General features: G+C 60.1%; 7 protein-coding genes and 1 pseudogene. 4 read left to right on the forward strand and 4 right to left on the reverse strand.

Features of this window, described 5'->3' with window-relative positions; translation table 11 throughout:
• Positions 1-100 precede the first annotated feature (100 nt).
• Positions 101-1,585 (forward strand): glucose-6-phosphate dehydrogenase, encoded by a 1,485-nt coding sequence (locus HY067_18690; protein ID MBI3529980.1) that lies wholly within the window; start codon positions 101-103, stop codon positions 1,583-1,585.
• Between the two features lie 112 nt (positions 1,586-1,697).
• Here the strand turns inward: HY067_18690 and HY067_18695 are convergent, their stop codons facing one another.
• Together HY067_18695 and HY067_18700 are read right to left on the reverse strand one after the other, a co-directional pair.
• Positions 1,698-5,081 (reverse strand): PAS domain S-box protein, encoded by a 3,384-nt coding sequence (locus HY067_18695; GenBank protein ID MBI3529981.1) that lies wholly within the window; start codon positions 5,079-5,081, stop codon positions 1,698-1,700.
• Positions 5,082-5,474: 393 nt separating this feature from the next.
• Positions 5,475-5,984, reverse strand: a complete 510-nt coding sequence (locus HY067_18700) for an EAL domain-containing protein (GenBank protein MBI3529982.1) — start codon at positions 5,982-5,984, stop codon at positions 5,475-5,477.
• Positions 5,985-6,108: 124 nt separating this feature from the next.
• Here HY067_18700 and HY067_18705 point away from each other — a divergent pair, with 124 nt between their 5' ends.
• The gene (locus tag HY067_18705; GenBank protein ID MBI3529983.1) at positions 6,109-7,383 is read left to right on the forward strand and encodes a GGDEF domain-containing protein; all 1,275 of its coding nucleotides are present in this window, start codon (positions 6,109-6,111) and stop codon (positions 7,381-7,383) included.
• Positions 7,384-7,764: 381 nt separating this feature from the next.
• Positions 7,765-8,241 carry a sel1 repeat family protein gene (locus tag HY067_18710; protein MBI3529984.1) on the forward strand — a complete coding sequence of 159 codons (477 nt, stop codon included), beginning with the start codon at positions 7,765-7,767 and terminating at the stop codon, positions 8,239-8,241.
• A gap of 62 nt (positions 8,242-8,303) precedes the next feature.
• Here HY067_18710 and HY067_18715 read toward each other — a convergent pair whose 3' ends face one another.
• Both HY067_18715 and HY067_18720 read right to left on the reverse strand, forming a co-directional pair.
• On the reverse strand, positions 8,304-8,654 hold the full coding sequence (locus HY067_18715) for a cupin domain-containing protein (GenBank protein MBI3529985.1): 351 nt from the start codon (positions 8,652-8,654) through the stop codon (positions 8,304-8,306).
• 165 nt (positions 8,655-8,819) lie between these two features.
• A pseudogene (locus HY067_18720) lies at positions 8,820-9,110 on the reverse strand (DUF962 domain-containing protein).
• Between the two features lie 260 nt (positions 9,111-9,370).
• Between HY067_18720 and HY067_18725 the strand changes: the two are divergent.
• Positions 9,371-13,099 carry an EAL domain-containing protein gene (locus tag HY067_18725; GenBank protein ID MBI3529986.1) on the forward strand — a complete coding sequence of 1,243 codons (3,729 nt, stop codon included), beginning with the start codon at positions 9,371-9,373 and terminating at the stop codon, positions 13,097-13,099.
• The last annotated feature ends 70 nt before the right edge of the window (positions 13,100-13,169 follow it).

Raw genomic sequence — 13,169 nt, forward strand, 5'->3', positions numbered from 1 at the left:
AAGTTTGGTGCCGCGGGCGGCGTGAGTCAATCGTACCTGCGGCCGAACGTGTATAAATGGCTGCGATACGCCCCCCCACATTTCCAGACCAGGTAAAAACGTGAACCAGGCAGACGCGTTATATCCGTGCAGTTTCGTCATCTTCGGCGCCACCGGCCATCTGGCGGCAACCAAGCTCCTGCCGGCGCTGTACCGGCTGGAATTGGCAAAGCGGCTGCCCGATGTCACCAACTTTGTCGCTTTCGCAAGGCGGGAATGGAATGACGCCGCATGGGCAGCACACATGGAGCAGGCGCTGCGACAAAAGCTCGGGGCGCAGTTCACACCCGAGTGCTTTGCCCGGTTCGCTTCGCGCTTCAGCTACGTTCGCGGTGACCTGCAGGAGGTGCAAGCCTACCCGCGTCTGCTGGAAGAACTGGGCAAACCGAAGACCGGGGTGTGCTCGAACATCGTGTTCTATCTGGCCGTCAAACCCGAGGACTTCGGCGCCATCGTCGACAATCTGGCGGCCACCGGCTTGAATCGCCCGCGCGGCCTGCACCGCATTGTCGTGGAGAAACCCTTTGGCGAGGATATCGAGAGTGCGCAGCGGCTCAATCAGCTGTTGCACCGGCACTTTGACGAGCAGCAGATCTACCGCATCGACCATTACCTGGCCAAGGAGAGCGTGCAAAACCTGCTGGTATTCCGTTTCGCCAATCTGATGATCGAGCCGCTGTGGAACCGCAATTTCGTGGACCATGTGCAGATCACGGTCGGCGAGCAGGCCGGCATCGAGACTCGCGCCGACTACTACGACAAGGCGGGTGCCATGCGCGACATGCTGCAGAACCATCTGATGCAGCTGTTCACGCTGGTGGCGATGGAACCGCCGGCCGCGTTGGAGGCCGACACGCTGCGCGACGAAAAAGTGAAAGTGCTGCGCTCCATCCGCCCGATTTCCCGGGACGCGGTCCATGCACACGCCGTGCGTGCTCAATATGGTCACGGTACCGTGGAGGGCGGGCAGGTACCCGGCTATCACGGCGAAGCCGGTGTCGGCAAGGATTCGACTACCGAAACCTACATCGCCGCCAAATTCTTCATCGACAACTGGCGCTGGCGCGGTGTGCCATTCTATCTGCGCACCGGCAAACGACTGGCGAAACAGATGTCGATGATCGCCCTGCGTTTCCGCGACCCGCCACAGCAGTTATTCCGCGAGACCCCGCTGGAAAACATGACGCCGAACTGGATACTCCTCAGTCTGCAGCCCAACGAAAGCATGCACCTGGAAATTCATGCCAAGCAGCCGGGGCTGGGCATGCATACCCGTGTAATCCAGATGAATGCCGGCTATCGGCAGGATCACGATCCCCAGCCGGACGCCTACGAAGCACTGCTCTCCGACATCATTCGCGGTGATGCCACCAACTTCATCCGCTTCGATGAAGTGGAATGGGCATGGCGGGTAGTGGACCCGATCCTGAAGTTCTGGGCACAGGAGCGGGACTTCGTTCATGCGTATCCCGCCGGCAGTTGGGGACCGGAGGAAGCCAATCGACTGTTCGAGAATGCAGACCAGGCGTGGCGCGACCAGGTCTGAGCGGACGGAACAGTTCACGATCAGCTTGTAGTCCACCGCAGCCCGAGAAGATACTTGGGATTTAGGGGAAAAGAATATCCGGTACTGCGTACTGACAACACGCAGTATTTCGCTACGCGAGCCTTCTTAGAAGCGCCGGCACTTCCTCCGGGGGCACCGGGGGACTGAAAAGAAAGCCCTGCATTTCATCGCACTCCAAATGGCGCAACAGCGCGGACTGGGCTTCGGTTTCCACGCCTTCGGCGACGACCCGCAGTTTCAGCGTATGGGCGAGCGAGATCACCGAGTTGACGATGTTCAGGCTTTCCTCGTTCTGCGTCATGCCGACAATAAAGCTGCGGTCGATTTTCAGGGAATGGATCGGAAGCCTGGCGATGTAGGCGAGGGAGGAATAACCGGTGCCGAAATCATCGATGTAAGTCTCCACGCCGAGGCCGCGGATCGTTTGCAGTTTCGGGATGATGGCATCGACATTTTCCATGATCACGCTTTCCGTGATCTCCAGGTCCAGTGCTCCGCCGGCGGCCTGCGTTTCGTCCGCCGCCCCCTTTACCTTTGCGACGAAATCCTTCTGCCGCAATTGAATCGGAGACACGTTCACCGCGACGCGAGGCGGCTTCAGCCCGTGGTTTGTCCATAGCCTGCATTCCACGGCAACCTGGGACAGAGCCCAGTTCCCCGCGTCCAGAATCATCCCGGTCTGTTCCATGATCGGAATGAATTTCCCGGGCGGAACCAAACCGGATTCCGGATCCCGCCACCGCATCAGGGCTTCCATTCCGGTGATTTTCCCCGTCTTGAGGTCGATCTTGGGCTGGTACCAGAGCACGAGTTCCTGATTGGCGATGGCGCGCCGCAATCGGGTCTCGAGCCTGAGGGATTCCGCTACTCGGGCGTTCATTTCGGGTCCGTAGAACAGGAAAGGCGCGCTCTGGGCCTTGGCAAGACGGAGCGCCGCCTCGGCGTTCGCGAACAGCGCTTCGGCATTCTCCCCATCGTCCGGGAACATCGCGATCCCCGCCGTGGCGGAGATGCGCAATTCCTCGCCGCTTACGGTGAATGGGCGCTCGAACCATTCGCGGTTGCGGGATTCCAGGGCATGAGCAACATCCGGCGAATCCGAGATGCCGGAAATCGCCAGAGCGAAGCGATTGGAACTGACCCTGGCCAGCGAGTCCCGGTCCCGGACCGTGCTGTTCAGCCTCTCGGCGACCGCTGCCAGCAACGCGTCGCCGGATTGTCTGCCCAGCGTGTCGTTGACTTGACGGAAGCGGTCCAAATCGATCAATAGCAGCGCCACGTTCGAGCCGTCGCGCGCGGCTGAGCCGAGCTGGTGTGTCAGTCTGTCGAAGAACAAGCTGCGATTGGGCAGCCCGGTCAACGCATCGTAGTAGGCGAGATAATCGACCTTCTCTTCCTTGGCGATGAACTCCAGGCCGAACGAAATGTCCCCGGCCAGCTCGTTCAGCAGTTTTATTTCCTCGTCGTCGAAGAAGTTTCGCTCCGACGCGTACAGCGTAAGGATGCCGAACGTCTCTCTCTCCACGACCAGCGGCAGCACGATGACCGATTTCGCGCCCAACTCGATGGCGGCCCGTCTGACCTTCAATGTGTCCGGCTCATGTTCAGCGTCCATTAACCCGGGCGCATCCTCTATGACGTTGTCAGTGGCTGAATGTTTTTCCCGCAGCGCGACTTCCGCGGTACCCGCCGGCACGAGTCCAACCGCGCCATTAAAAAAGGCGCTGCCAGCACCCGAATTCTCAGGCAGGCCCGCCTGGGCGACAGCCATCAGCTTCCCGGTCGCATGGTCCAGCACCGCAATCCAGCCCAGACTGAAGTGGCCATGCTCTACAATGATTCGGCACGCTTCCTGAAACAGTTCACCGCGATCGCGGATGCGAACGATCACCGCGTTGATGCCGCTCAATACCGCATGGATCCGGCTCAAGCGGGAGATTTTTAGTTCTTGTGCGCGGCGATCGGTGATGTCGCGGATGATCAACTGGATCATGCCGTTGTCGAGCATCTTGATACTGACCTCGGCGGGAAAGGCGGAGCCGTCTTTCCGGCGCATCATGCGCTCGATCCGCAAAACTTTCCCGGCGCGAACCTGTTCCAGCCGCTCGCCATACATCTGCCGTTCTTCCTCCAGATAGGTCTGCCATCCGTTCATGCCGAGCAGCTCGCTCTCGGTATAACCCAGAAGTTCGCAAGCGGTGGTGTTTACGAGAATGTAGTTGCCGTGAATATTTGTGATTACGATGCCGTCCGTAGCCTGCTCGATGAGTTGCCGGTACTTGGCCTCGCTTTCCTGCAATCGATGCTCGGCCAGCTTGCGCTCGGTGATGTCGTCCGAAATTCCCGCGATTCGGACGATCCGCCCCTCGTCGTCGAAGACCGGAAACGCCTTGTCGCTGATCCATCGGACCGAGCCGTCGGGCCGCACGATGCGATACTCCTCCACATACCCGCTGCGGTGTGCCGATCTCTCGATGACTTCGAGCATTCTTGGGCGATCTTCCGGATGGATGAAAGCGAACCACTCCGCGACCATGTTGGAAAGATCCTCTTTGCTTCGCCCCCATATTTCTTCGTGCGCCGGGCTGACGTAAAGCGCCTTCATGTAGGTGGGATCGGTCAGCCAGAAGGCCTCCTTGATGTTCTCCGCCATTTGGCGGAATCGCTCATCGCTCGCCCGCAACTCCGCTGCCGCGCGTTCGCGCTCGGTCACGTCCCGGATGAAGGCAGCGAACACCGGCTTGCCGCCGATCGTCATGTGGCTGAACGCGAGCTCCACCAGGAACTCATGACCGTCGCGGTGCAGTGCCGGCACCTGGGTGCCGCGCCAGTTCAACGTCTTGACGAGGGTTGCAAGGTAGCGTTTGAACCCTTGCCGGTGCGCCTGCCGCAGGCGTTCCGGCTGGATCACGGCAAGGTCCTGTCCCGCCAGTTCAGCGGCGTCGTAGCCGAAGATTTCCTTGACCGCGGGATTCGCGTATTGGATCCGGCTGTCGGAGTCCAGTAGAACGACTGCGTCGGTTGTGGTCTCCCAGAGCAGACGGAACCTCTCTTCGCTTCCTGCGAGCGCCTGTTCCGCCTCACGGTAGGCGAGGCGATCCTTCTGCTCGCGCATCGCGCGCTGCACAGCGGACGGCAGCCTGGTCAGGTTGGTCTTGAGGATATAGTCGGTGGCCCCGCATTTCAGGGATTCGATTGCCGTTTCCTCGCCGATGGTGCCCGAGATGAGAATGCAGGGAGTGTCAGGGGAAAATTCCTTTGCGATCGCCAATGCAGCCAGGCCGCTGAATCCGGGCAGGGTGAAGTCACAGAGAACGACATCCGGAGCGAAATCGCGAAGTTCGTGAATGAAATCCTCGCGGGTCTCCACCCGGCGGGAAACGCATGCGATCCCCGAATGCTTCAACTCGCGCATTACGAGTTCGGCGTCAACCGCTGCGTCTTCCATCATCAGGATTTTGAGCTCTCTTTCCATGGCGACGTGTGTTCCCTGACGGGGAGTCTCCCGGGTTAGCGATCTCAGGCGGACTTGAAAGAATTTCTCACGCTTGAATGACAGTACCCGCCGGCGCTCGTTCTTTATGTTAGCGGTCTTTCCGCTCGCGATGCCGGCGACGGGTGCTACTCGTACAATTTTAGGCGAAAGGACAGAAATTTCTGCCGATATCGGAGCAGACGCCGCGATCTGATGTGACTTGGCAATCTTAAAACATGCTCATGACGGCGGACTAAAAAGCAGGAACTGTGTCGTGCCGCATCGCAATAAGCCTACAGTGCGATGCCGGTGTGATGCGGTCGCGGATTGCGGAATAGGCGGGTGGCGCTGCGTCGCAGCATGGAGATGCCGGCGGAAAGCGAACAGGAACTATCAGGTTGTTCGAGTCAATTTCCCAAGCTGTGTCGCCTGCTCGTCCGTTTCCACCCCTTCAGCTATAACCGTCAGCTTCAGTGTATGCGCTAGGGATATCGCAGAGCTGACGATAGCGAGGCTCTCCTGGTTCTGGGTCATGCCCACAACGAAACTGCGATCGATCATGAGCGCGTGGATAGGTAGACTCGCGACATAGGCCAGCGAGGAATATCCGGTACCGAAATCGTCCACTGAAATTCGCACATCCAGGCCGCGTATCGCCTGAAGTGTGGAAACGTCTACCGCGATGCGCAGCTTGTTTTCCAGCGCGAGTGTTTCCGCAACTTTTGCGTTCATTTCCGGCGCGTAAAATACGAATTTCTCGCCGCGCGTGTAGTCGCGCGGCGACAGTGGCAAACACACCGTGGCTCGGCGGCTTGGCATTCGATGCTGACGGATTTGTCGTCGGCCGCCAACAAAGACGCGCAGATTGCGCGCCTCACGCCCCGTCGATGAACGAATTTCCATCTGGTATGTCTCTTGCAAATGATTGCGTGTCGTCGCCCAGGTGCTCGCGTTGCGTACATCCTCAGAAGAGAAGGATAGGGCGGATGCGTTCGAGACGACTCGCAGCAATCGACGTGGAGGCGCCGTGGATCTGGTAAGTCATAACGAATTCGTGGTCGAGGATTTCACCCCCTCTACCGCGGTTGGCAAAGTGCTCGGCAATTTCGCCGTGCCGCTTGGCCTGTGGGGAATTGCGCTGCTGCTGGCCGGACACGCAACTCTTCCCGACTATCTGTCGGGGCTCAAAATTCACGGACCTTACCTGGTGCTGACGAGCGGACTCTTGCTCAGTCTCGCCTTCAGGCGTGGTCGCGCCTTTTTTGTCCTGCTCTCCTTCACGCTTGCCTATTTCGCGTTCGTGTTCTTTCTCGAACGCGAGAATGCAGGTCTCATGTCGCGCACCGTCTACGCGGCGATCTGTGTATTTGTACCGCTCAACATCGCGATCTTTACGTTGCTGCGCGAGCGCGGGGCATTGAACGTGCCGGGGTTGCGCCGGCTGTCGTTGCCACTGATCGAAGTCGGTGCCGTCGCCGCCATGGTGCTCGCCGATGCGAGCGAATTCACCGATGTACTGTACCAGCCGATCATCGAACACGCATCGCTCACAGGCATTCAGATTCCCCAGTGGGGTATTGCCTGCACGGTTGCGGCCGTGATCATTGCAGCAACATGCGCGGTATTGCGTGGTTCGGTGATTGACGCTGCGTTCGCCGCCGCAGCCGCGTCTTTCGCGCTGGCCTGTAACAGTTTGCCGTGGCCGGGTTTGTTCCTTTGGTTTTGCACGATCGCGGGAGTGATCGTGGCTGCTGCGGTCGTGCAGGACTCTCATCGCATGGCGTTTTATGACGAATTGACCGGTTTGCCGGGGCGTCGCGCGTTGAACGAGCGCCTGGGGTCTCTCGACCGCAGTTTTACGCTGGCAATGGTGGATATCGATCACTTCAAGGCATTTAATGACACCTGGGGCCACGATGTCGGCGATCAGGTCCTGAAGCTGGTGGCCGCGCAACTGCAGCGGGTGGGCGGCGGCGGCACCGCGTACCGATATGGCGGGGAAGAATTCACCATCGTTTTCCCGGGACGGCGCGCGATCAGCGTCATGCAGCATCTCGAATCCCTGCGCAAAAAAATCGAAAGCTACAAGCTGATGCTCCGCGAGAACGGGCGCCCACGCCGTCCCAGGTCGGGCAAGGCCATGCCTACCGCTAGCGGTGCAAACAAATGGATTTCGGTGACCATCAGCACTGGCGTTGCGGAGAGAGGAGACCGCCTGGATGTGCCCGAGGTGGTGCTCGCAGCGGCCGACAAGGCGCTTTACCGCGCCAAGACCGACGGACGCAACAGGGTCAGCCGCTGATTCGACATCTGCAATTGAAACATGGCCGATTCCCCCGGTCACTCGGGGTGTCATGGACTCTTACAAATCGGCGCTTTACAGCAGGCACTTTCAGGACCACAATTTTTCCTGGCGCCCGGGACTGGGTTTCATTCGCTTGGTGACGGCGATAGTAAGGCGATTATGACCGCCTTGACGTGTACGGACCCGATGTTGCATCAGGGGTTCCGTCAGTAATTCCCTCCCACCTTGAGAGCCCTGTCGGGGTTCAGCCGCGGTCTTCATGGTTGCGGCCACAAATTGGACGACAGGCCCGGCGCCTCATCCTTCTGCGTGCGCGATATCGGCGCGGCGCACGGCAAGCGCGTTACAATCCCGGTCTGATCGTTCCGAGGATATCCAATGAAACGTTTTATCGCGGTTTTTGCTTTTCTATTGCCGCTCGCTGCATGGGCGGGTATGGACGAAGGCATAGAAGCCTATACAACCGGGGACTACCCTAAGGCGCTCACCGAGTTTCAGGCGCTGGCGGACCAAGGCAATGTGGATGGGCAATATTTTCTCGGGCTCATTTATCACAACGGTTTCGGCGTGAAGCGTGACCAGGCCGAGGCCGCCAGATGGTTCCTGAAGGCGGCGCAGCAGGGCGATGCGCGTTCCCAGTATTACGCGGGGATCATGTATGCGGCGGGACAGGGCGTGGCCAAGGATTTACCGGCGGCTGACATGTGGTTGTCGCTGTCGGCCGCCAATCCGAAGAGCAGCTACCGCGATTCCCTCTATACCAGAGAGGAGATCAGCAAGATCGAAAAGAAGATGACGCCCGAGCAGATCGCTCAGGCGAAGGAACTTACCAAGAACTGGAAGCCGCAGAATTGACCGCGTGACCGTGCGCGGCAAAAAGGCCGGGGTTGTCCCGGCCTTTTTTGTTGTTGCGCGGCTTACTTCGCGCGCAGGTAGGCATCGTCTCCGTTGATCCAGTCTTCGCGCGGCGGCGTGAAAACGTCGTAGGCCACCAGTGTCTCCAGCGCTTCGGCGGTATGCGCAACATTGGCCGGTATGAAAATCATTTCGTTCGGACCGACTTCCACGGTCCTGCCCTCGAGCTTGAAGCGCCAGACGCCGCTGGCTACGAATGTCACCTGCTGATTGTCATGCGAATGCAACGGCACGACATAGCCTTTCTCGACCAGGGTCTGCCCGATCATGATCTTCCCGTCCCAGGCCAGCTTGCGAACGAACTTGTCGTTGAGTCTTTCGGCGGGAACCTTGTCCCAATTGATGTGTTTCACGTCCGGTCTCTCGCTAGTTGAATAGTCATCGTGAGCATAGCATTTCGCCTGCGGATGAAAATCCGCCATAGGAATCTAGACTTTAAAGCCCCTAGCCCCTAGCCCCTAGCCCCTAGCCCCTAGCCCCTAGCCCCTAGCCCCTAGTCCCTAGCCCCGTGTCCTCAGTCATGCCTTCCCCCTGATTTTGGCAGACCACCAACGCAGCCCGACGAAGAGGAAGCGCCGGTCGCGGAAAAACTCCGGCGGTTTTCGATCCACATAGGGGCCGCGGAACTGGAAAATCCAGCCGGTCACGAATAGGGCGATGGGTATCGGCCAGAAATCAGACCGGAAAAACAGCGCCGCAAACAGCGGGTTGGAGCCAGCGACCAGCGGAATTCCCACGGTATGGCAAAAGCGATTCACCGGATGTTGGTGACTCCTCGCCTATTCGCCAACCCAGTCCCTTCCAGGCATGCTGCGCCGCACTACCACCTCCTATCCCGGCAATACGTCACCTGAGTTGGCAATCTAGGCCGTGACGCTGGCGAATACAAATGCAAGGTAAACTCGCAGCGCCGGGTGGAAATTGACTGACGACTGACGCGCCCCTGCGTGTCGGCGGGTTCGAGAGGAGCAATTCTTCCGTGGCCGGACGGCGCATTCAAATCCAATTGCGGCATCCTTGCGCGGCATCGACTGTAAAGCCTTCGCCGTGCCTTGGGCGCGGACTCGCTGTGCGTGGCATTTCACGTTTGGCGCTGCTGGGGTTCGTGCTGGCGATCGCCGTGGCTGGCCTGCTTGTACCGGCCTCCGTGAATGTCGTACGCAACCTGATGGAACAGGAAGACGGCATCGCGCACGGCTATCGCACGCTGCGCGAATTCGACGACTTGCGAGTCAACCGTGCGGAGGCCGAAGCCTTTTACGTCGCTTTCCTGTACTCGGGCGAAACCAAATTTATCGGCGGGTTCGATCGCGCCGGCGTACGCATCGTCGAAAACTGGCAGAAGAACAGGCCGCAATTGCGGCAAGCGAACGCCGACATTGCGGACGCTCTGGGGACGGCGCTGTTGGCCGACATGACAGCGATGCGCAAGGCCATGGAGTTGCGTCAGTCCGCTGGCGCAAGGACGGCGCGCAGACTGATAGAGCAGGAGCAAAGAGCCGATGAACTGGATGTCCGCATTGCCGGAATGATGACCGCGCTGCGGGCCGAGCAGAACGCGCGCATCGAGGCGCTGCGGCGAAACCGCGATGCGGGCATCGGCATGGCCTGGAAGAGCGCTGCACTGTTGCTCGCCGCACTGGTCGGCGGACTGGGCTGGCTTTACTGGCTGATCGTGCGCTCGCAACGGCGGGGGGAGGTGGCGATAGGTTCGTTGCGCGACAGCGAGGCGCGCTTTCGCAGCCTGATCGAGCTGTCAGCGGACTGGTATTGGGAGCAGGACGAGCAGCAACGTTTCACCTTCCTTTCGGCCGAAGCGGATGCAAAAAGCAACCTGAACATGAGCACTCTCGGGCTCACTCGTCGCGAAGTGCCGGGCATCGATCTAGCCTCCGCCGACTGGGACGCGCACGAGAAAACCTGCAGCGCTCGCCAGCCTTTCCGGGACTTTACCTATCGAAGGTTCACTCCGGACGGGGCGGTGCACTGGATCCGCACCAGCGGCGAACCGTGGTTCGACAGCTGCGGGGTCTTCAAAGGCTACCGCGGCGTGGGATCGGACATCACGCAGCAACGACGAGCCGAGCAGGAAATCGTGCGCCTCAAGGATATGTATGCGGCGCTCTCCCAGACCAATCGGGCGATTGTCCGGATTCACGAACCCGAGATGCTTTTCGACGAAGTGTGTCGGGTTGCCGTGGAATACGGACATTTCTGCCTCGCCTGGATAGGCCTGGTGGAGGAAGCGACCGGCTGGATACATCCGATTGCGATCCGCGGGCCGGTAAGCGAGGTGTACAAGCGCATGCGCGTATCCGTGAATCCCGATATTCCGGAGGGAAGAGGGTTCGCGGGCTCGGCCGTTCGCGACAATCGGCACTATATCGTCAACGATTTTCTGGCCGAACCGAGGGTCGCCCCGTGGGCGGAACAGGCACGCGCCGCGGGCGTGCGATCGCTTGCGACATTCCCCTTGAGGCGCGCTGGACATTGTGTAGGCGTGCTGAACCTGCACGGCGACGAAATCGGGTTCTTCACCGACGAACTGGTTGCCCTGCTGACGGAGATGGCGGCGAATATTTCATTCGCGCTGACGAACATGCAATTCGAAGCGGAAAGGGAAGCGGCAAAACGCGCGCTCTACGCCAGCGAACAGAAATTCCGCCATCTTGCGGCAAACGTTCCCGAAGTGTTCTGGACAGCCGATCCGGATCCGCAAAACTTTACTTACGTGAGTCCCGCGTACGAGAAGATCTTCGGGCGCAGATGCGACGCCCTGCTGCAGAATGCATCGGAATGGATGGATGCAATTCATCCGTCGGACCGACCCCGCATCGAAGCCTCGCGCCCTCTCGCCATCAACGGCAATCTCGACCAGGAATTCCGCATCGTGCGCCCGGACGGCGATGTGCGCTGGCTGCACAACCGTTCGTTCCCGGTGCTGGACGAAAGCGGCCAGGTAACAATGATCACTGGAATTGCCGAAGACGTCACATCGCGCAAGCTGGACGAGGAGAAGCTGCAGTTCCTGGCCCATTACGACAATCTGACCGAGCTACCGAATCGTTCGCTGTTTTTTGATCGCCTCCAGCAGACCATCCTGCACGCGCGCCGCGAAGGGCGTGCAGTGGCGGTGGTCTTCGTCGACGTCGATCACTTCAAGCGGGTAAACGATACGCTCGGGCACGCCGCCGGCGATCGCCTTTTGCAACAGGTTGCACGCCGCCTGGAGAGCGCCGTTCGCGCGGGCGACACCGTGGGGCGGCTCGGTGGCGACGAGTTCGCGCTGATCCTCTCCAATCTCGCCAATGCCAGCGACGCCGGACTGGTCGCGCAGAAGCTGATGGACGTGCTGCATAAATCCTTCGACGTCGAGGGGCGCGAGCTTTTCGTAACCGCCAGCGCCGGCGTCACCCTGTTTCCCGACGACAGCGAAGATCCCGACACGCTGATCAAGAATGCCGATATCGCGATGTACCGGGCAAAGGAACTCGGACGCAATGCTTACCAGTTCTTCAAATCGGAAATGAATGCCCGGGCGCTCGAGCGCATGTCCATGGAAAACCACCTGCGCCGGGCGCTGGAGCGCAACGAGTTCCAGTTGTACTACCAGCCGAAGGTGAACATCGCCAGCGGCGAGATCACCGGACTCGAGGCGCTGCTGCGGTGGCAGCACCCCGAGCTGGGCATGGTCTCGCCGGTCCGCTTCATTCCGATTCTCGAGGACAACGGGCTGATCATACCGGTCGGGGAGTGGGTGCTCGGGGAGGTTTGCCGGCAGATCGGCAGGTGGATGGGGGACAGGGCGCTTTCCGTCGTCCCGGTTGCAGTAAACCTGTCCGGACACCAGTTACAGCAGAAGGACATCGGCGAATCCCTCATGCGGATCATCACCGGATTCGACGTGAACCCGCGCCTGATCGAACTCGAAATCACGGAAAGCGTGCTGATGCGCAATGCCGAGCAGACCGGCAGCATGCTGCGCGGCCTGCAGCAGTTCGGCGTCCGCCTGTCCATGGACGACTTCGGAACCGGCTATTCCAGCCTGGGTTACCTGAAGAGTTTCCCGCTCGATGCGCTCAAGATAGACCGCTCGTTCGTCCGGGACATCGTGACGGATCCCGACGACGCCATGATCACGCGCGCGATCATCTCGATGGCGCACAGCCTGCGTCTGAAAGTCGTCGCCGAAGGCGTCGAGAACGCGGCGCAACTGGCGCTGCTTGCGCGCGCAGGCTGCGACGAGATCCAGGGGTTCCACTTTTCGAAGCCGCTGCCTGCCGAAGAATGCATGGCTCTCGTGCGGGCGCGGCGGCGGCTGCTCCGCGCGCAGCAGGGTGGGGAGGGCGAACCGACCCTGTTGGTGGTCGACGACGATCCTGCCATGCTGATGCTGTTCGAGAAATTGCTGCGCCACGAGGGCTTCCGGATTCTGACTGCCGCGGATGCCGATCGCGCTCTCGAACTGCTTGCGACCAATGAAGTCAGCGTCGTGATGGCGGACCAACGCATGCCGGGGATGCCGGGCGTCGAACTCCTGCGCAGGATAAAGAGTCTCTATCCCGAGACGGTGCGCATCGTGATGTCCGGAGAAGTGGACGTGCACACCGCGACGCAGGCGATCAACCAGGGCGCGGTATACAGGGTGCTGAACAAGTCCCTGAGCGACGAGCAGCTCAGGGCGAGTCTGAAAGAGGCCTTCGTGCACAAGGCGCTGCAGGATGAGAACCTGAGGCTCGCCAACCGTTTGCGGGCGCTGGAGGCGGTATCGAAGGAGGCGGACAAGCGGGCTTCCTAGACGCGCGCTTCCGGCGTCCGGGCAGCGCAAAGAAAAACGGGGAGCCTGCGCTCCCCGTTTCCTTTCCTGG

This window comes from Betaproteobacteria bacterium, from assembly GCA_016194905.1.
Taxonomy (GTDB): domain Bacteria; phylum Pseudomonadota; class Gammaproteobacteria; order Burkholderiales; family JACQAP01; genus JACQAP01.

Coding starts and splice junctions, on each gene's coding strand:
- HY067_18695 (MBI3529981.1), bottom strand. CDS start 5,081: ATGGAAAGAGAGCTCAAAATCCTGATGATGGAAGACGCAGCGGTTGAC.
- HY067_18700 (MBI3529982.1), bottom strand. CDS start 5,984: ATGGAAATTCGTTCATCGACGGGGCGTGAGGCGCGCAATCTGCGCGTC.
- HY067_18710 (MBI3529984.1), top strand. CDS start 7,765: ATGAAACGTTTTATCGCGGTTTTTGCTTTTCTATTGCCGCTCGCTGCA.